Genomic DNA, 18,595 nt, shown 5'->3' with positions numbered 1-18,595 from the left:
GCGAGCAATTTGCATGTCTAAATCCGTACAGAGCAACAGCGCGGTTCTCGTTCACTTCACGCTGAAGCTGGATGACGGCTCCACGGCCGAATCCACCCGCAATAACGGCAAACCGGCCCTGTTTCGTCTTGGCGATACCTCCCTGTCTGAAGGTCTTGAGCAGCAGCTTCTCGGTCTGAAAGAGGGTGAGAAAAAGCCTTTTCGCTGGAGCCGGATGCCGCCTTTGGCGTGCCGAGTCCGGACCTGATCCAGTATTTCTCGCGCCGCGAGTTTATGGACGCGGGTGAACCGGAGATCGGAGCGATTATGCTCTTTACCGCTATGGACGGCAGCGAAATGCCTGGCGTGATCCGCGAAATCAACGGCGACTCTATTACCGTTGACTTCAACCATCCGCTTGCCGGGCGTACCGTTCATTTTGATGTTGAAGTGCTGGAAATCGATCCTGCACTGGAGGCCTGAAATGCAGATCCTGTTGGCTAACCCGCGCGGCTTTTGCGCCGGTGTAGACCGCGCTATCAGCATTGTTGAAAACGCGCTGGAGATTTACGGCGCGCCGATTTATGTGCGTCACGAAGTGGTGCACAACCGCTACGTGGTCGACAGCCTGCGCGAGCGCGGCGCCATCTTCATTGAACAAATCAGCGAAGTACCGGACGGTGCGATCCTGATCTTCTCCGCGCACGGCGTCTCACAGGCGGTACGCAATGAGGCGAAAAGCCGCGATCTGACCGTATTCGATGCCACCTGTCCGCTGGTGACAAAAGTGCATATGGAAGTGGCTCGCGCCAGCCGTCGTGGTGAAGAGTCGATTCTGATTGGCCATGCCGGTCATCCGGAAGTCGAAGGCACCATGGGCCAGTACAGCAACCCGGAAGGGGGGATGTATCTGGTTGAGTCGCCTGAAGATGTCTTTACGCTGAATGTGAAAAATGAAGCCCGTCTGTCGTTTATGACCCAGACGACGCTCTCCGTAGACGATACCTCAGACGTGATTGACGCGCTGCGTCAGCGCTTCCCGAAGATCGTCGGTCCGCGTAAGGATGATATCTGCTACGCGACCACTAACCGTCAGGAAGCGGTGCGCGCACTGGCTGAACGGGCGGATGTGGTGCTGGTAGTCGGCTCCAAAAACTCGTCTAACTCCAACCGTCTGGCCGAACTGGCACAGCGTATGGGGAAAGCGGCTTTCCTGATTGATGACGCGTCGGATATTCAGGAGGCGTGGGTTAAGCACGCGGGCTGTGTCGGCGTGACGGCCGGGGCGTCTGCGCCAGATATTCTGGTACAGAACGTCATTTCCCGTCTGCAGGAACTGGGCGGTGGCGAAGCGGTGCCGCTGGAAGGACGTGAAGAGAACATCGTTTTTGAAGTCCCGAAAGAACTGCGCATCGACGCCCGCGAAGTCGAATAGACCTTTTTCTGATGAAAGGCCAGCACCTCCTGTGCTGGCCTTTTTTTTACCCGTTACTTTATCGTGACGACAAAATCATGTCTTTTACTGATATTTAAGTCGGTTTCACGTTAAATTCTAATTATCGGTGTTTTCAGTTGGCAGTGCTTCTCAAGGCTGGTTAATCTGAAAACGGTTTACATCATTTTAACGTAAGAGAATAACTATGCATGATGCACAGATCCGTGTCGCCATTGCGGGCGCGGGTGGACGTATGGGCCGTCAGCTTATTCAGGCGGCACTTCAGATGGATGGCGTCGCGCTTGGCGCGGCCCTGGAGCGTGAAGGTTCGTCGCTTCTGGGAACCGATGCCGGTGAGCTGGCGGGCGCAGGCCACACGGGTGTTACCGTGCAAAGCAGCCTGGAAGCGGTAAAAGAGGACTTCGATGTCTTCATCGATTTTACCCGCCCGGAAGGGACGCTCGCGCATCTGGCGTTTTGTCGCCAGCACGGCAAGGGGATGGTGATCGGCACCACCGGTTTTGACGATGCGGGTAAGCAGGCTATCCAGGATGCATCAAAAGAAATTGCGATTGTCTTCGCCGCAAACTTCAGCGTGGGCGTTAACGTCATGCTGAAGCTGCTGGAGAAGGCCGCGAAGGTGATGGGCAACTATACCGATATTGAGATCGTAGAAGCTCACCATCGTTATAAAGTTGATGCGCCATCGGGTACGGCGCTGGCGATGGGCGAAGCGATTGCTCATGCACTTGATAAAGATTTAAAAGACTGCGCGGTTTACACCCGCGAAGGTTACACCGGCGAACGCGTGCCGGGCACCATTGGTTTTGCAACCGTGCGAGCGGGTGACATCGTCGGCGAACACACGGCGATGTTCGCCGATATTGGCGAGCGCGTCGAAATTACGCATAAAGCCTCCAGCCGAATGACGTTCGCCAACGGTGCGGTACGTTCCGCTTTGTGGCTGAAAAACAAGAAAAACGGCCTTTTTGATATGCGAGACGTGCTCGATCTCAATAATTTGTAAGCATTATTACCCATCGTGATGTGGTTATTGCAGTCGTAATTGTTTGATTGCATAGGGCAATATTTTATTGCCCTTTTATTTTATCTATTTCATGGTATATTTTTGCTTAATGCTCTAAATATCTATCTCTTATAGAGTTTTAACGTTACTGAAATGTAAATTTTGACCATTTGGTCCACTTTATAGTGCTGCGCTAGCTCATTTTTCATTAAACCTGGCACGCAAGCGTTTTCCGCAGTGATTTACCTGATCTTTTTGTCGCTTAAGCCGCATTCCACTCGCCAGGCTTGCAAAAGAGTAAACAAAATATCCGTTTTAAGTTGACTTTTACCCACCAAATCCCCAGAATGCCGCCGTTTGCCAAAAATCCGCTGGCAACACATTTGCATTGATCCATGACATGCTATGAATTAATATGCAAATAAAGTGAGTGAATATTCTCTGGAGGGTGTTTTGATTAAGTCAGCGCTATTGGTTCTGGAAGACGGAACCCAGTTTATCGGTCGGGCCATAGGGGCAACGGGTTCGGCGGTTGGGGAAGTCGTTTTCAATACTTCAATGACCGGTTATCAAGAAATCCTCACTGATCCTTCCTATTCTCGCCAAATCGTTACTCTTACTTATCCTCATATCGGCAATGTCGGCACCAATGCGCCTGACGAAGAATCTTCTCAGGTACATGCGCAAGGCCTGGTCATCCGTGACCTGCCGCTGATTGCAAGCAACTTCCGCAATACCGAAGACCTCTCTTCTTACCTGAAGCGCCATAACATCGTGGCGATTGCCGATATCGATACCCGTAAGTTAACGCGTCTGCTGCGCGAGAAGGGTGCACAGAACGGCTGCATCATCGCGGGTGATAATCTCGATGCGACGCTGGCGCTGGAAAAAGCGAAAGCCTTCCCGGGCCTGAACGGCATGGACCTGGCGAAAGAAGTGACGACCGCTGAAGCCTACAGCTGGACTCAGGGTAGCTGGACGCTGGAAGGCGACCTGCCGGAAGCGAAAAAAGAGAGCGAGCTGCCGTTTCACGTGGTGGCCTACGATTTCGGCGCCAAGCGCAACATCCTGCGCATGCTGGTTGACCGCGGCTGCCGCCTGACGGTAGTTCCGGCACAAACGTCTGCCGAAGACGTGCTGAAGATGAATCCGGACGGTATTTTCCTGTCCAACGGCCCTGGCGACCCGGCGCCGTGCGATTACGCCATCGCCGCTATCAAGTCCTTCCTGGAAACCGACATCCCGGTATTCGGTATCTGCCTTGGCCATCAGCTGCTGGCGCTGGCGAGCGGTGCGAACACCGTTAAGATGAAGTTCGGCCACCACGGTGGTAACCACCCGGTGAAAGACATCGACAACAACACGGTGATGATCACCGCGCAGAACCACGGCTTTGCCGTCGATGAAGCCTCTATGCCGGCTAACCTGCGCGTGACCCATAAGTCGCTGTTCGATGGCACCCTGCAGGGTATCCACCGTACCGATAAGCCAGCATTCAGCTTCCAGGGTCACCCGGAAGCCAGCCCGGGCCCACACGACGCCGCGCCGCTGTTCGATCACTTCATCGAACTTATCGAGCAATACCGTAAGACCGCTAAATAATCAGGAGCCGAGAAGACAATGCCAAAACGTACAGACATAAAAAGCATCCTGATCCTTGGCGCTGGCCCGATCGTCATCGGCCAGGCCTGCGAATTCGACTACTCCGGCGCGCAGGCGTGTAAAGCCCTGCGTGAAGAGGGTTACCGCGTAATCCTGGTAAACTCTAACCCGGCAACCATCATGACCGACCCGGAAATGGCTGATGCAACCTACATCGAGCCGATTCACTGGGAAGTTGTGCGTAAAATCATCGAGAAAGAGCGTCCGGACGCGGTGCTGCCAACCATGGGCGGCCAGACGGCGCTGAACTGTGCGCTGGAGCTGGAGCGTCAGGGCGTGCTGGAAGAGTTCGGCGTGACCATGATTGGTGCGACCGCCGACGCGATTGATAAAGCAGAAGACCGTCGCCGCTTCGACGTGGCGATGAAGAAAATCGGCCTCGACACCGCGCGTTCCGGTATCGCACACAACATGGAAGAAGCGCTGGCCGTCGCGGCTGACGTGGGCTATCCGTGCATCATCCGTCCATCGTTCACTATGGGCGGCACCGGTGGCGGTATCGCCTACAACCGCGAAGAGTTCGAAGAGATTTGCGAACGCGGTCTGGATCTCTCCCCAACCAAAGAGCTGCTGATTGATGAATCGCTGATTGGCTGGAAAGAGTACGAGATGGAAGTGGTGCGTGATAAAAACGACAACTGCATCATCGTCTGCTCCATCGAAAACTTCGATGCAATGGGTATCCACACCGGCGACTCCATCACCGTTGCGCCAGCCCAGACCCTGACCGACAAAGAGTATCAAATCATGCGTAACGCCTCGATGGCGGTACTGCGTGAAATCGGCGTGGAAACCGGCGGCTCTAACGTGCAGTTCTCGGTGAACCCGAAAACAGGCCGTCTGATTGTTATCGAAATGAACCCGCGTGTGTCCCGTTCCTCCGCGCTGGCTTCTAAAGCGACCGGCTTCCCGATTGCGAAAGTGGCGGCGAAGCTGGCGGTGGGTTACACCCTCGACGAGCTGATGAACGACATCACCGGTGGCCGCACGCCTGCGTCCTTCGAGCCGTCCATCGACTACGTTGTGACCAAAATTCCACGCTTCAACTTCGAGAAATTTGCGGGCGCGAACGACCGTCTGACCACCCAGATGAAGTCTGTCGGTGAAGTGATGGCGATTGGCCGCACGCAGCAGGAATCCCTGCAGAAAGCGCTGCGCGGCCTCGAAGTGGGCGCGACCGGCTTTGACCCGAAAGTGAGCCTGGACGACCCGGAAGCACTGACCAAAATCCGCCGCGAGCTGAAAGACGCGGGCGCAGAGCGTATCTGGTATATCGCCGATGCCTTCCGTGCGGGCCTGTCCGTCGACGGCGTGTTCAACCTGACCAACATCGACCGCTGGTTCCTGGTGCAGATTGAAGAGCTGGTGCGTCTGGAAGAGCAGGTCGCGGAGCTGGGCATCACCGGCCTGGACGCTGACTTCCTGCGCGTGCTGAAGCGTAAAGGCTTCGCCGATGCGCGTCTGGCTAAGCTGGCGGGCGTGCGCGAAGCGGAAATCCGCAAGCTGCGCGACCAGTACGACCTGCACCCGGTCTACAAGCGCGTGGACACCTGTGCGGCTGAATTCTCGACCGACACCGCCTACATGTACTCCACCTATGAAGACGAGTGCGAAGCGAACCCGTCCGTCGACCGCGACAAGATTATGGTGCTGGGCGGCGGTCCAAACCGTATCGGCCAGGGCATCGAGTTCGACTACTGCTGCGTACACGCCTCGCTGGCGCTGCGCGAAGACGGTTACGAGACCATCATGGTCAACTGTAACCCGGAAACCGTCTCTACCGACTACGACACCTCTGACCGCCTCTACTTCGAGCCGGTTACGCTGGAAGACGTGCTGGAAATCGTGCGCATCGAGAAGCCAAAAGGCGTTATCGTGCAGTACGGCGGCCAGACCCCGCTGAAGCTGGCGCGCGCGCTGGAAGCAGCAGGCGTGCCGGTTATCGGCACCAGCCCGGACGCGATTGACCGTGCGGAAGACCGCGAGCGTTTCCAGCAGGCGGTTGACCGTCTGAAGCTGAAACAGCCGGCGAACGCCACCGTCACCGCCATTGAAATGGCCGTTGAGAAGGCGAAAGAGATTGGCTACCCGCTGGTGGTGCGTCCTTCCTACGTGCTGGGCGGCCGCGCGATGGAAATCGTTTATGACGAGGCCGACCTGCGTCGCTACTTCCAGACCGCGGTGAGCGTCTCCAACGATGCGCCAGTGCTGCTCGACCGCTTCCTCGACGACGCGGTTGAAGTGGACGTTGACGCCATCTGCGACGGCGAAATGGTGCTGATTGGCGGCATCATGGAGCACATCGAGCAGGCAGGCGTGCACTCCGGCGACTCCGCCTGTTCTCTGCCGGCGTACACGCTGAGCCAGGAGATTCAGGACGTGATGCGCCAGCAGGTGCAGAAGCTGGCCTTCGAGCTGCAGGTTCGCGGTCTGATGAACGTCCAGTTCGCGGTGAAAGACAACGAAGTCTACCTGATTGAAGTCAACCCGCGTGCGGCACGTACCGTACCGTTCGTCTCCAAAGCCACCGGCGTACCGCTGGCGAAAGTGGCGGCGCGCGTGATGGCGGGCCAGACGCTGGCGCAGCAGGGCGTGACCAAAGAGATCATTCCACCGTACTACTCGGTGAAAGAAGTGGTGCTGCCGTTCAACAAATTCCCGGGCGTTGACCCGCTGTTAGGGCCAGAAATGCGCTCTACCGGGGAAGTGATGGGCGTGGGCCGCACCTTCGCAGAAGCGTTCGCGAAGGCGCAGCTGGGCAGTAGCTCCACCATGAGAAAATCAGGCCGTGCGCTGCTCTCCGTTCGCGAAGGCGACAAAGAGCGCGTGGTTGACCTGGCCGCCAAGCTGCTGAAACAGGGCTTCGAGCTGGACGCGACCCACGGTACCGCGATTGTGCTGGGCGAAGCCGGCATCAACCCGCGTCTGGTGAACAAGGTGCATGAAGGTCGTCCGCACATTCAGGATCGTATCAAGAATGGCGAATACACCTACATTATCAACACCACCGCAGGCCGCCAGGCGATTGAAGACTCCAAGCTGATTCGCCGCAGCGCGCTGCAGTACAAAGTGCACTACGACACCACCCTGAACGGCGGTTTCGCGACGGCCATGGCGCTGAACGCGGATGCCACCGAGAAGGTGATTTCGGTTCAGGAAATGCACGCGCAGATTAGCAAGTAAGTCAAAATGCCCGGTGCCGTTCGGCTGCCGGGCATTCTCCCATCTTCAGAACCTTCTGGTTTTTCATCCGCATTCAGTCAGTTAGCCTAAAATGGTTAGGTCGATAACGAAATTCAACTGAGAGCAGGGGAAAACACCATGCAAAATAAATTACTGATCGCTTCCGTTCTGGCTGCCACGACAATGTTTACCGTTGCGGGCTGTTCGTCTAATCAGGCCGTAAAAACCACCGATGGCAAAACCATTGTCACCGACGGCAAACCACAGGTGGATGACGATACCGGTCTGGTGTCGTATAAAAACGCCGAAACCGGTCAAACCGAGCAGATTAACCGTGACCAGGTGAAATCCATGGGCGAGCTGGATAACTAATTCAGAATTCTGACGTAAGCCCGTCAATAATATTCACTATTAGCCTGTTGAATTACTGACTACACTCTTTTGTTAAAAGAAAGCAGTAACAACAGGCTAATCAATGATTCTGATAATTTATGCCCATCCTTATCCGCAGCATTCGCATGCGAATAAGCGGATGCTTGAGCAGGTAAGGACGCTTGATAACGTAGAGATACGTTCCCTCTATCAACTCTATCCCGATTTTAATATCGATATCGCCGCCGAACAGGAGGCGCTCTCCCGTGCCGATCTGATTATCTGGCAGCATCCGATGCAGTGGTACAGCACGCCCCCGCTCCTGAAGCTGTGGATTGATAAAGTCTTCTCCCACGGCTGGGCGTATGGCCACAACGGCAATGCGCTAAAAGGAAAAAGCCTGATGTGGGCGGTCACCACCGGCGGTGGGGAAAGCCATTTTGATATCGGTTCCTTCCCGGGTTTTGACGTCCTGGCGCAGCCGCTGCAGGCGACCGCGCTCTATTGTGGTCTGAACTGGCTCCCGCCGTTTGCGATGCACTGCACGTTTGTTTGCGACGATGAAACGCTGCAGGCGCAGGCTCGCCATTATAAACAACGCTTACTTGAGTGGCAGGAGACGCACCATGGATAGCCATACGCTGATACAGGCGCTGATTTACCTCGGCGCGGCGGCGCTGATTGTGCCCGTGGCGGTCCGCCTGGGGCTGGGCTCGGTGCTCGGCTACCTGATTGCGGGCTGCGTCATTGGGCCGTGGGGCTTTCGACTGGTCACGGATGCCGAAGCGATTCTCCATTTCGCTGAAATTGGCGTGGTGCTGATGCTGTTTGTGATCGGCCTGGAGCTCGACCCGCAGCGGCTGTGGAAGCTTCGCGCCTCGGTATTTGGCGGCGGGGCGCTGCAGATGGTGGCCTGCGGCCTGCTGCTGGGTGGGTTCTGCATCCTGTTGGGGATGGACTGGAAAGTGGCAGAGCTGATCGGCATGACGCTGGCGCTCTCCTCCACGGCGATTGCCATGCAGGCGATGAACGAGCGAAATCTGACGGTCTCCCGGATGGGCCGCAGCGCGTTCTCGGTGCTGCTGTTCCAGGATATTGCCGCCATCCCGCTGGTGGCGATGATCCCGCTGCTGGCCGCCAGCGGAGCATCAACGACGCTTGGCGCATTTGCACTCTCGGCGCTGAAAGTCGTCGGTGCTCTGATGCTGGTGGTCCTGCTTGGCCGCTACGTCACCCGTCCACTGCTGCGCTTTGTTGCGCGCTCTGGCCTGCGCGAAGTGTTCAGCGCCGTGGCGCTGTTCCTGGTGTTTGGCTTCGGTCTGCTGCTGGAGGAGGCCGGGCTGTCGATGGCGATGGGGGCGTTCCTCGCAGGCGTTCTGCTGGCGAGCTCTGAATACCGTCACGCGCTGGAAAGCGATATCGAGCCGTTCAAAGGGCTGCTGCTGGGTCTGTTTTTCATCGGCGTCGGGATGTCCGTCGATTTCGGCACGCTGGTGACGCACCCGCTGCGGATCGTCATCCTGCTCGTCGGCTTCCTGGTCATTAAAATGGTGATGCTGTGGCTGATTGCTCGCCCACTGAACGTGCCGGGCAGGCAGCGCCGCTGGTTCGCCGTGCTGCTGGGACAGGGGAGTGAATTTGCGTTCGTGGTCTTTGGCGCCGCGCAGATGGCAAACGTGCTCGATCCCGAGTGGGCGAAGGCGCTGACGCTGGCGGTGGCACTGTCGATGGCGGCGACGCCGGTGCTGCTGGTGGTGCTGACGCGCCTGGAGAAATCGGACAGCGAGCAGGAGCGCGAGGCCGACGAGATCGACGAGGAGCAGCCGCGCGTCATCATCGCCGGATTTGGCCGCTACGGGCAGATTGTGGGTCGTTTACTGCTGTCGAGCGGGGTGAAAATGGTCATCCTCGATCACGACCCCGACCATGTCGATACCCTGCGTAAATTTGATATGAAGGTGTTTTACGGGGATGCGACCCGCGTCGATCTGCTGGAATCCGCCGGGGCGGCAAAAGCCGAGGTGTTGATTAACGCGATTGACGATCCGGAAACCAGCATGCAGATGGTGGAGCTGGTAAAAGAGCATTTCCCGGCGCTGACTATTATCTCCCGCGCGCGCGATGTGGATCACTACATCCGGCTGCGGCAGGCGGGCGTAGAGGCGCCCGAGCGTGAAACGTTTGAAGGCGCGCTGAAGTCTGGCCGCGTGGCGCTGGAAAGCCTGGGGCTCGGCGCGTATGAAGCGCGCGAACGGGCAGACCTGTTCCGCCGCTTTAATACCGAGATGGTCGAAGAGATGGCGGCGATGGCCGGCAGTACGGCCACCGAGCGTGCGGCGGTGTTCAAACGCACCAGCGCGATGCTGACGGAAATCATTAACGAGGACCGTAACCACCTGTCGCTGATCCAGCGCCATGGCTGGCAGGGCACGGAAGAGGGCAAGCATACCGGCGATCCGGCTGACGAGCCCGAGAGTAAACCTTCCGCGTGAAGTGGAGTTGCCAGCAATATTAAAAAATTTCTTTATCTTTACCCTGCCGCCAGTCGACGAAAGATTAAGCTTTCCGTATAGTGGCGGCAATTTTTTGCATCCGGGAAATTTTCAATGATCAGTCTGATTGCAGCGCTGGCGGTGGACCGCGTTATCGGTATGGAAAATGCCATGCCGTGGAACCTGCCTGCCGATCTCGCATGGTTTAAACGTACTACGTTAAACAAGCCGGTAGTGATGGGCCGCCTGACCTGGGAGTCGATTGGTCGTCCATTGCCGGGCCGTAAGAATATCGTTATCAGCAGCCAGCCGGGCACTGACGATCGCGTCGAATGGGTTAAATCAGTCGACGAGGCAATTGCTGCATGCGGCAATGCCGAAGAGATCATGGTGATTGGCGGTGGGCGCGTGTACGAGCAGTTCCTGCCAAAAGCGCAGAAGCTGTATCTGACCCACATTGATGCAGAAGTGGAAGGGGATACCCATTTCCCGGACTACGATCCGGACGAGTGGGAATCGGTATTCAGCGAATTCCACGACGCGGATGCACAGAACTCCCACAGCTACTGCTTCGAGATTCTGGAACGTCGTTAAGTGATTTTCCCTCTCCCGGCCGGAGAGGGAAAATCGTATCAGGAGGCAACGGCCTCGCTTTCACCCAGGTCCAGCTGTCGGTTGGACGGCTGCATAAAGTAAGCTTTATCTTCCCAGCGTAAGCAGGTTAACTCTCCGCCCCAGCAGCACCCGGTATCCAGACCGTAAATCCCTTCCGGTGTTCCTTTTCCTTCCAGCGCAGCCCAGTGGCCAAATACCACGCTGTACTCGCTTGTCACCGGCCCCGGAATGGCAAACCACGGTTTCAGCGGAGCGGGCGCGCTCTCCGGCGTCTCTTTGGAATACATATCCAGCTGTCCGTTCGGGAAGCAGAAACGCATGCGGGTGAACGCGTTGGTGATAAAGCGCAGACGGGCCAGACCGCTGAGATCCTCGCTCCAGTGGTTCGGCATATCACCGTACATGGCATCAAGGAAGAAAGGATACGAGTCGCTCGCCAGCACCGCCTCAACGTCACGCGCGCAGGTTTTCGCCGTCTCAAGATCCCATTGTGGCGTGATCCCGGCATGCGCCATGACCAGCTTTTTCTCTTCGTCGATCTGCAGCAGGGGCTGACGGCGCAGCCAGTTAATCAGATCGTCCGCGTCCGGCGCATCCAGCAGTGGGGTGAGGCGATCTTTAGGTTTGTTGCGGCTGATCCCGGCGAAAACCGCGAGCAGATGCAGATCGTGATTGCCCAGCACCATGCGCACGCTGTCGCCCAGCGATTTGACGAAACGTAATACTTCAAGGGAGCCGGGGCCACGCGCGACTAAATCGCCCGTCAGCCAGAGCGTGTCCTGTCCTGGCGTAAAGTCGACCTGTTTTAATAATGCGATCAGTTCATCGTAGCAACCGTGAACGTCGCCAATCAGATATGTAGACATTAGATTAATGAATGAGTGTGGTTACGGCGAGACGGAAAACAGGAATGGCAACGCGAAAATCATTGCCATCGACGTCGACCATTTCATAATGGCCCTGCATGGTACCCATCGGCGTTTCAATCACCGCGCCGCTGGTGTACTGGTACTCTTCGCCAGGGGCGATGTGGGGCTGTTCACCAACCACACCTTCGCCCTGAACTTCGATTTCGCGGCCATTGCCGTTAGTGATAAGCCAGTAGCGCCCGCGCAGCTGCACGGGCATCCGCCCCAGATTGCGAATGGTCACGGTGTAAGCGAAAACAAAACGTTCTTCGTCCGGTGAGGACTGTGATTCAACATAGACGCTTTGTACATGGACACATACGCGGGGCGAATCAATCATGGCTTAACTCTCCTTCGGCGGCGCATTATCGCTGATGTAATTAGCCAGCTTACAGTACTGCTCTACGGAAATGTTCTCCGCACGCATTGCCGGGTCGATCCCCAGCTCGGCTAACACCTCAACGGTAAACGAATTGCTCAGGCTGTTACGGATCGTTTTACGGCGCTGGTTAAAGGCTTCTGTGGTAATGCGGCTCAGTACGCGCAGATCTTTAACCGGATACGGTTTCGTTTTGTGCGGCACAAGGCGCACAACCGCTGAATCCACTTTTGGTGGTGGTGTGAACGCTGACGGCGGTACTTCGAGTACCGGGATCACGTTGCAGTAATACTGTGCCATCACGCTTAAACGACCATACGCTTTACTGTTCGGGCCTGCAACCAGACGGTTAACAACCTCTTTTTGCAACATGAAGTGCATGTCGGCAATGGCATCAGTATAGCTAAAGAGGTGGAACATGAGCGGCGTGGAGATGTTGTACGGCAGGTTGCCGAAGACGCGCAGCGGCTGGCCCATTTTTTCCGACAGCTCGCCAAAGTTCATGGTCATGGCGTCCTGCTGATAGATGGTCAGCTTAGGCCCGAGGAACGGGTGCGTTTGCAGGCGTGCGGCCAGATCGCGGTCCAGTTCGATGACGGTCAGCTCGTCGAGGCGTTCGCCTACCGGCTCGGTCAGCGCGGCAAGGCCCGGGCCGATTTCGACCATCGCCTGACCTTTTTGCGGATTAATAGCCGAGACAATGCTTTCGATCACGAACTGATCGTTAAGGAAGTTTTGCCCGAAACGTTTACGGGCTAAGTGGCCCTGATGGACTCGATTAGTCATTGAGTATTAACAATCATTTTGATGGCGAGATTAAGCGCCGTAATAAAACTGCCGACATCCGCTTTCCCCTGGCCTGCCAGATCCAGCGCAGTACCGTGGTCAACGGACGTTCGAATAAAGGGTAAACCGAGGGTGATATTCACCCCGCGGCCAAAGCCCTGGTATTTTAGCACGGGCAGGCCCTGATCGTGGTACATCGCGAGCACGGCGTCGGCATTATCCAGGTATTTCGGCTGGAAAAGGGTATCTGCAGGCAGCGGCCCGCTGAGGTTCATCCCCTTCGCCCGCATTTCGTTGAGTACCGGAATGATGGTGTCGATCTCTTCAGTGCCCATGTGCCCGCCTTCACCGGCGTGCGGATTCAGGCCGCAGACCAGCACGTGCGGCTGCGGGATCCCAAACTTTGTCTGCAGATCGTGATGCAAAATCCCGATGATCTCGCGCAGGAGCTCAGGGGTGATCGCATCAGGAATGGCTTTGATCGGCAGATGGGTAGTCACCAGCGCAACGCGCATTTCCTCCGTCGCCAGCATCATCACCACTTTCGGGCTGTGCGAGCGCTCTTCGAAGAACTCCGTATGCCCGGTAAAGGGTATACCCGCTTCGTTGATGACGCCTTTGTGGACGGGGCCGGTGATCAGGGCGGCAAATTCGCCCTTCAGGCAACCGTCGCAGGCGCGCGCCAGGGTTTCAACGACATAGTGGCCGTTTTCCGTGCTGAGCTGGCCCGGTATGACCGGCGTACGAAGGGGGATGGAAAGAAGGGTGAGCGTACCGGCTTGCTGCGGTGCAGGCTGTTGGCCTTCAACGTAAGGGATGAGCGTTAAAGGCAGGCCGAGCAGCGTTGCCCGGTCTTGTAACAGTGTTGCATCGGCGCAGACAACCAGTTCTACCGGCCAGCTGCGCTGGGAGAGCTGGACAACGAGGTCAGGCCCAATCCCGGCGGGTTCGCCGGGCGTGATAACAACACGATGCTGTTTCATTAGTTGCTCAGAACTTTCACGTAAGCGCTGGCGCGTTGTTCCTGCATCCAGGTTGCGGCTTCTTCAGAGAACTTACGGTTAAACAGCATACGGTAGGCTCTGTCTTTCTGTGCCGCATCCGTTTTATCAACGTTACGGGTGTCCATCAGCTCGATCAGATGCCAGCCAAATGAAGAGTGGACCGGCGCGCTGATCTGGCCTTTGTTCAGCTTCATCAACGCGTCGCGGAAGGCAGGATCGTAAATATCCGCAGCCGCCCAGCCTAGATCGCCGCCCTGGTTAGCAGAGCCTGGATCCTGAGAGAACTCTTTTGCTGCCTTCGCAAATGAGGTTTTACCGCTCTTAATGTCAGCTGCGATCTGTTCCAGCTTCGCACGCGCCTGATCGTCAGTCATGATCGGTGACGGTTTCAGAAGTATGTGGCGAGCGTGAACTTCGGTGACGGAGATATTTTGGCTCTGGCCGCGCAGATCGTTCACCTTCAGAATGTGGAAGCCCACGCCTGAACGGATAGGACCAACGATATCCCCTTTCTTCGCCGTGCTCAGCGCCTGGGCAAAGATAGATGGCAGCTCCTGAATACGTCCCCAGCCCATCTGGCCGCCTTTCAGCGCCTGTTGGTCAGCGGAGTAGGTGATTGCCAGCTTGCCAAAGTCGCCGCCGTTACGCGCCTGTTCAACAATAGAACGCGCCTGGCTTTCTGCTTCCGCAGCCTGATCGGACGTTGGGTTCTCTGGCAGTGGGATCAGAATGTGGCTCAGGTTCAGCTCTGTGCTCGCATCGTTCTGGTTGCCCACCTGTTTTGCCAGCGCGTCCACTTCCTGAGGCAGGATTGTGACGCGGCGACGCACTTCGTTGTTACGCACTTCCGAAATCAGCATCTCTTTACGGATCTGGTTACGGTAAGTGGCGTAGCTTATGCCGTCATAGGCCAGACGGCTGCGCATCTGGTCTAAAGACATATTGTTCTGCTTCGCGATGTTAGCGATCGCTTGATCGAGCTGCTCGTCAGTGATCTTCACACCCATTTTCTGCCCCATCTGCAGAACGATCTGATCCATGATCAGACGCTCCAGGATCTGGTGGCGCAGCGTGGCGTCATCAGGAAGCTGTTGACCGGCTTCGCCCGAGTTGAGCTTCACCGATTTCATCAGACCGTCAACGTCACTTTCAAGCACGACGCCGTTGTTAACCACAGCAGCGACTTTATCAACAACCTGGGGGGCCGCGAAGCTGGTATTCGCAACCATAGCGACACCGAGCAGCAGCGTTTTCCAGTTCTTCATACTTTTTCCATTTCAATTAACCGCAAAGCGGATTACGTTGCAAATCAAGCACATTACAAGGCGCTACTGTACGGCAGAATATTCGAGCGCAGCATTTTCTGCGTACCCAGACCGTAGTTGGAACTCAGGCCGCGTAACTCGAAGTTAAAGCCAATCACGTTATCGTATTTGCTCTGATTGTTTTCACTGTTCCAGCCGTTAAGCTTGCGTTCGTAGCCGACACGCAGCGCGTAACAGCAGGAGTTATATTGCAGACCCACCATCTGGTCAGCAGGTTTATTGGCGTTAGTGTCGAAGTAGTAAGCGCCTACGATTGACCAGCGGTCGGCGATTGGCCAGCTCGCTGCGCCACCCACCTGCGAAATACCGTCTTTATAGGGTTCTGAGCCAGCATAAGATGGCAATGTTGCCTGAATATATTCCGGGCTGGCGTAACGATACGTCAACTGGACCATACGGTCTTCATCGCGACGGTACTCAACAGCAGCACTGCTTGTGGCAATATTATCGAGGCGAGTGTCATATTGCACACCGCCACGCAGGCCCCAACGATCGGTCATACGCCAGTAAGTATCTCCCGCCCAGACCAGCGATCCCGTTTTGTTATCTTTCTCCCAGTTAATGTTGTCATCACCGGTGCGTGACTCGGTGAAATAGTAGATTTGACCAACAGAAACGTTAAAACGTTCAACGGCAGCATCATCATAAACACGTGTTGTGACGCCGGTCGTTAACTGGTTAGCAGACGCGATGCGGTCAAGACCGCCATAAGTACGGTCGCGGAACAGGCCGCTGTAGTCAGACTGCAGTAAAGAGGAGTCGTAGTTCTGGATTTTGCTCTGGTCGCGGTATGGCACGTACAAATACTGCATACGCGGTTCAAGCGTCTGGGTATAACCATCTGCCAGCATAGCCATATCACGTTCGAAGATCAGCTTGCCGTCCATTTTGAACTGCGGGAGCGTTCGGTTAACCGACTCTTCAAGGTCGGCATTTCTACTGGCATTGTAATTATCGATATTTTTTTGCTGATAGTGAGTCGCCATCAGCTTGGCTTCGGTATTCAGGCTCGCCCAGTCGTTAGACCACGGCAGATTGATCGTCGGCTCAAGGTGAACACGCGTCGCTTCAGGCATGTCCGAATCCGTGTTAACGAAATGTACCGCCTGAGCGTAAACTCGGGTATCGAATGGACCCACGTCATTCTGATACCAGTTAACGTCCAGCTGTGGCTCTGCCCCATAGGTAGACGTGGACTGGTCAGAAAATACCTGGAATTGCTTGGTCGAGACGGTTGCGTCAAAGTTCTGTACCGCATAGCCTACGCTGAATTTCTGCGTGGCATAGCCATCGGTACTTGAGCCGTATTTGGACGAGAAGTCATTAAAATAAGACGAATCGCTAACTTTGGTGTAGTCAACATTAAAGCGCCAGACCTGATCCATCACACCGGCATGCTGCCAGTAGAATAACCAACGGTGTTTATCGCCTTCGGTCGGATGCTCGTCCTGGAAGACTTTATCCGACGGCAGATAATCCAGCTCCATCAGACCCGCACCGGCGTGGGTCAGATAGCGGAACTCGTTCTCCCACATGATGTTGCCGCGCTTGTGGATATAGTGCGGCGTGATCGTCGCATCCATGTTTGGCGCGATGTTCCAGTAATACGGCAGGTAGAACTCAAAGTAGTTCGTGGTGCTGTATTTGGCATTCGGGATCAGGAAACCGGAGCGGCGTTTGTCACCCACGGGAAGCTGCAGATAAGGGCTGTAGAATATGGGAACAGGGCCCAGCTTGAAGCGGGCGTTCCAGATCTCTGCGACCTGTTCTTCGCGGTCATGGATAACTTCGCTACCGACCACGCTCCAGGTATTGGAACCCGGCAGACATGACGTGAACGTGCCGTTTTCCAGGATCGTATAGCGGTTTTCACCGCGCTGTTTCATCAGATCTGCGTCACCGCGCCCCTGGCGACCCACCATCTGGTAATCACCTTTCCAGACGTTAGTATCTTTAGTATTCAGGTTTGACCAGGCTTTCGGACCTTTCAGGATGACCTGATTGTCGTCATAGTGCACATTACCCAGCGCATCCACCGTTCGTACCGGCTCGGCCGCACCTTCCGGCTGCTTCTGGTGCAATTGCACTTCATCTGCCTGCAGGCGGCTATTGCCCTGGTTAATATCGACATTGCCCGTAAAGGTGGCATTGTCAGGGTAAGTCCCTTTCGAACTGTCGGCAGTAATGGTTACCGGCAAGCTATTTGTATCGCCACTCACCAGTGGGCGATTATAACTTGGGACGCCAAGCATACACTGCGAGGCGAGATCGGCCGCCAGCCCCTGTTGACTGTACAGGGCGGAGCCAATCATTGTGGCCAGGAGGGTGGGGATACGTTTTTTCATACGTTGTATTTTATTGTTCCGTCATCAGTGGCTACGGCTTACAAACGCTCAGAGACTATCTTACTCATCTGCGCAGTACCAGCGTTAATCCTGCCCGTTTGCGTGCCAGAGTGTTAGGCTCGCTATCGAATGACGAGTATGATAAAGCAAATTATAGGCGATGTCCTTCAATTGACCGTGACTTGAACACAGTGATGATGACGTTGCGTCGGCCAGGAATATGACTATCCGGGGAGTATATGCAGTATTGGGGTAAAATAATCGGCGTTGCGTTCGCCATCATCATGGGTGCCGGGTTCTGGGGGATTGTGCTTGGGCTTATTATCGGCCATATGTTTGATAAGGCGCGCAGCCGCAAAATGGCCTGGTTTGCCAATCAGCGCGAGCGTCAGTCACTCTTTTTCTCCACCACCTTTGAGGTCATGGGGCACTTAACCAAATCCAAAGGGCGTGTCACAGAAGCCGATATTCAGATTGCCAGCGTCTTTATGGATCGCATGAACCTGCACGGCGACTCCCGTCTGGAAGCGCAAAATGCGTTTCGCATCGGTAAATCGGATAATTATCCGCTTCGCGAAAAAATGCGTCAGTTCCGCAGCATCTGCTTTGGACGTTTTGATTTAATTCGGATGTTTCTGGAAATTCAAATCCAGGCGGCCTTCGCCGACGGTTCACTTCACCCTAATGAACGTGACGTGCTGTACGTCATTGCGGAAGAGCTGGGCATCTCCCGCATGCAGTTCGACCAGTTCCTGCGCATGATGCAGGGCGGGGCGCAGTTTGGCGGAGGCTATCACCAGCAGTCGTCCGGCGGTGCCTGGCAGCAGGCGCAGCGTGGTCCGACGCTGGAAGACGCCTGCAACGTGCTTGGCGTTAAGCCCTCTGACGATCAGACCACGATTAAACGTGCCTATCGTAAGCTCATGAGCGAACACCATCCGGACAAACTGGTCGCGAAAGGCTTACCGCCAGAAATGATGGAGATGGCGAAGCAAAAAGCGCAGGAAATCCAGAAGGCGTACGAGCTCATTAAAGAGAAGAAAGGTTTCAAATAAGAAAAAGCCCGACGATGTCGGGCTTTTT

The 18,595-nt window shown here is 55.8% G+C and carries 15 protein-coding genes and 1 pseudogene; 10 read left to right on the top strand and 6 right to left on the bottom strand.

Annotated features, from left to right (window positions below):
• Window positions 1–13 precede the first annotated feature (13 nt).
• The 9 genes and pseudogenes from fkpB to folA all read left to right on the top strand — a co-directional run bounded on the left by fkpB (window position 14) and on the right by folA (window position 10,744).
• Window positions 14–462, top strand: a pseudogene (gene fkpB, locus ACZ6J2_RS17945) (FKBP-type peptidyl-prolyl cis-trans isomerase).
• A 1-nt stretch (window position 463) separates the two neighbouring features.
• On the top strand, window positions 464–1,414 hold the full coding sequence (gene ispH / locus ACZ6J2_RS17940) for a 4-hydroxy-3-methylbut-2-enyl diphosphate reductase (RefSeq protein ID WP_471726363.1): 951 nt from the start codon (window positions 464–466) through the stop codon (window positions 1,412–1,414).
• 205 nt (window positions 1,415–1,619) lie between these two features.
• Window positions 1,620–2,441, top strand: a complete 822-nt coding sequence (dapB, locus tag ACZ6J2_RS17935) for a 4-hydroxy-tetrahydrodipicolinate reductase (protein WP_047060183.1) — start codon at window positions 1,620–1,622, stop codon at window positions 2,439–2,441.
• A gap of 453 nt (window positions 2,442–2,894) precedes the next feature.
• A complete protein-coding gene (carA, locus tag ACZ6J2_RS17930) occupies window positions 2,895–4,043 on the top strand; it encodes a glutamine-hydrolyzing carbamoyl-phosphate synthase small subunit (protein ID WP_471726362.1) in 1,149 nt (382 codons plus the stop codon).
• Window positions 4,044–4,061: 18 nt separating this feature from the next.
• Window positions 4,062–7,286 (top strand): carbamoyl-phosphate synthase large subunit, encoded by a 3,225-nt coding sequence (gene carB / locus ACZ6J2_RS17925; protein ID WP_023310356.1) that lies wholly within the window; start codon window positions 4,062–4,064, stop codon window positions 7,284–7,286.
• A 138-nt stretch (window positions 7,287–7,424) separates the two neighbouring features.
• Window positions 7,425–7,658 (top strand): YgdI/YgdR family lipoprotein, encoded by a 234-nt coding sequence (locus ACZ6J2_RS17920; protein ID WP_023310357.1) that lies wholly within the window; start codon window positions 7,425–7,427, stop codon window positions 7,656–7,658.
• Between the two features lie 103 nt (window positions 7,659–7,761).
• The gene (gene kefF / locus ACZ6J2_RS17915) at window positions 7,762–8,292 is read left to right on the top strand and encodes a glutathione-regulated potassium-efflux system oxidoreductase KefF (RefSeq protein ID WP_023310358.1); all 531 of its coding nucleotides are present in this window, start codon (window positions 7,762–7,764) and stop codon (window positions 8,290–8,292) included.
• Window positions 8,285–10,150: a glutathione-regulated potassium-efflux system protein KefC gene (gene kefC, locus ACZ6J2_RS17910; protein ID WP_471726361.1), complete on the top strand. Its 1,866-nt coding sequence runs from the start codon at window positions 8,285–8,287 to the stop codon at window positions 10,148–10,150. Before kefF ends, kefC begins: the two co-directional genes overlap by 8 nt.
• Before the next feature lie 114 nt (window positions 10,151–10,264).
• Entirely contained in the window at window positions 10,265–10,744 is a 480-nt protein-coding gene (gene folA, locus ACZ6J2_RS17905) for a type 3 dihydrofolate reductase (protein ID WP_008502023.1), read from the top strand.
• A 38-nt stretch (window positions 10,745–10,782) separates the two neighbouring features.
• On the opposite strand, the gene apaH is transcribed toward folA, so the two are convergent.
• Genes apaH through lptD form a run of 6 tightly spaced genes read right to left on the bottom strand, consistent with a single transcriptional unit; the run spans window position 10,783 to window position 17,512 of the window.
• On the bottom strand, window positions 10,783–11,631 hold the full coding sequence (gene apaH / locus ACZ6J2_RS17900; protein WP_471726360.1) for a bis(5'-nucleosyl)-tetraphosphatase (symmetrical) ApaH: 849 nt from the start codon (window positions 11,629–11,631) through the stop codon (window positions 10,783–10,785).
• Window positions 11,632–11,635: 4 nt separating this feature from the next.
• Window positions 11,636–12,013, bottom strand: coding sequence for a Co2+/Mg2+ efflux protein ApaG (gene apaG, locus ACZ6J2_RS17895; RefSeq protein WP_023310361.1), 378 nt, complete (start codon window positions 12,011–12,013; stop codon window positions 11,636–11,638).
• Between the two features lie 3 nt (window positions 12,014–12,016).
• Window positions 12,017–12,838 (bottom strand): 16S rRNA (adenine(1518)-N(6)/adenine(1519)-N(6))-dimethyltransferase RsmA, encoded by an 822-nt coding sequence (gene rsmA / locus ACZ6J2_RS17890; RefSeq protein WP_023310362.1) that lies wholly within the window; start codon window positions 12,836–12,838, stop codon window positions 12,017–12,019.
• Window positions 12,835–13,821, bottom strand: a complete 987-nt coding sequence (pdxA, locus tag ACZ6J2_RS17885; protein WP_471726359.1) for a 4-hydroxythreonine-4-phosphate dehydrogenase PdxA — start codon at window positions 13,819–13,821, stop codon at window positions 12,835–12,837. Before pdxA ends, rsmA begins: the two co-directional genes overlap by 4 nt.
• Window positions 13,821–15,107, bottom strand: a complete 1,287-nt coding sequence (surA, locus tag ACZ6J2_RS17880) for a peptidylprolyl isomerase SurA (protein ID WP_471726358.1) — start codon at window positions 15,105–15,107, stop codon at window positions 13,821–13,823. Before surA ends, pdxA begins: the two co-directional genes overlap by 1 nt.
• Window positions 15,108–15,160: 53 nt before the next feature.
• Window positions 15,161–17,512, bottom strand: coding sequence for an LPS assembly protein LptD (gene lptD / locus ACZ6J2_RS17875; RefSeq protein WP_471726357.1), 2,352 nt, complete (start codon window positions 17,510–17,512; stop codon window positions 15,161–15,163).
• A gap of 239 nt (window positions 17,513–17,751) precedes the next feature.
• On the opposite strand from lptD, the gene djlA reads away from it, so the two are divergent.
• Window positions 17,752–18,567, top strand: coding sequence for a co-chaperone DjlA (djlA, locus tag ACZ6J2_RS17870; RefSeq protein ID WP_008502016.1), 816 nt, complete (start codon window positions 17,752–17,754; stop codon window positions 18,565–18,567).
• Window positions 18,568–18,595 lie beyond the last annotated feature (28 nt).

The organism is Enterobacter sp. E14S (genome assembly GCF_055666685.1).
Note: the sequence above shows the minus strand (reverse complement) of the source record. Positions and strands in the feature narration are given on the sequence as shown.

Excerpts from the sequence above, each read along its gene's own strand:
- ispH (WP_471726363.1), top strand. The coding sequence starts at position 464 with ATGCAGATCCTGTTGGCTAACCCGCGCGGCTTTTGCGCCGGTGTAGAC.
- dapB (WP_047060183.1), top strand. The coding sequence starts at position 1,620 with ATGCATGATGCACAGATCCGTGTCGCCATTGCGGGCGCGGGTGGACGT.
- carB (WP_023310356.1), top strand. The coding sequence starts at position 4,062 with ATGCCAAAACGTACAGACATAAAAAGCATCCTGATCCTTGGCGCTGGC.
- ACZ6J2_RS17920 (WP_023310357.1), top strand. The coding sequence starts at position 7,425 with ATGCAAAATAAATTACTGATCGCTTCCGTTCTGGCTGCCACGACAATG.
- kefF (WP_023310358.1), top strand. The coding sequence starts at position 7,762 with ATGATTCTGATAATTTATGCCCATCCTTATCCGCAGCATTCGCATGCG.
- kefC (WP_471726361.1), top strand. The coding sequence starts at position 8,285 with ATGGATAGCCATACGCTGATACAGGCGCTGATTTACCTCGGCGCGGCG.
- folA (WP_008502023.1), top strand. The coding sequence starts at position 10,265 with ATGATCAGTCTGATTGCAGCGCTGGCGGTGGACCGCGTTATCGGTATG.
- apaH (WP_471726360.1), bottom strand. The coding sequence starts at position 11,631 with ATGTCTACATATCTGATTGGCGACGTTCACGGTTGCTACGATGAACTG.
- apaG (WP_023310361.1), bottom strand. The coding sequence starts at position 12,013 with ATGATTGATTCGCCCCGCGTATGTGTCCATGTACAAAGCGTCTATGTT.
- rsmA (WP_023310362.1), bottom strand. The coding sequence starts at position 12,838 with ATGACTAATCGAGTCCATCAGGGCCACTTAGCCCGTAAACGTTTCGGG.
- pdxA (WP_471726359.1), bottom strand. The coding sequence starts at position 13,821 with ATGAAACAGCATCGTGTTGTTATCACGCCCGGCGAACCCGCCGGGATT.
- surA (WP_471726358.1), bottom strand. The coding sequence starts at position 15,107 with ATGAAGAACTGGAAAACGCTGCTGCTCGGTGTCGCTATGGTTGCGAAT.
- lptD (WP_471726357.1), bottom strand. The coding sequence starts at position 17,512 with ATGAAAAAACGTATCCCCACCCTCCTGGCCACAATGATTGGCTCCGCC.
- djlA (WP_008502016.1), top strand. The coding sequence starts at position 17,752 with ATGCAGTATTGGGGTAAAATAATCGGCGTTGCGTTCGCCATCATCATG.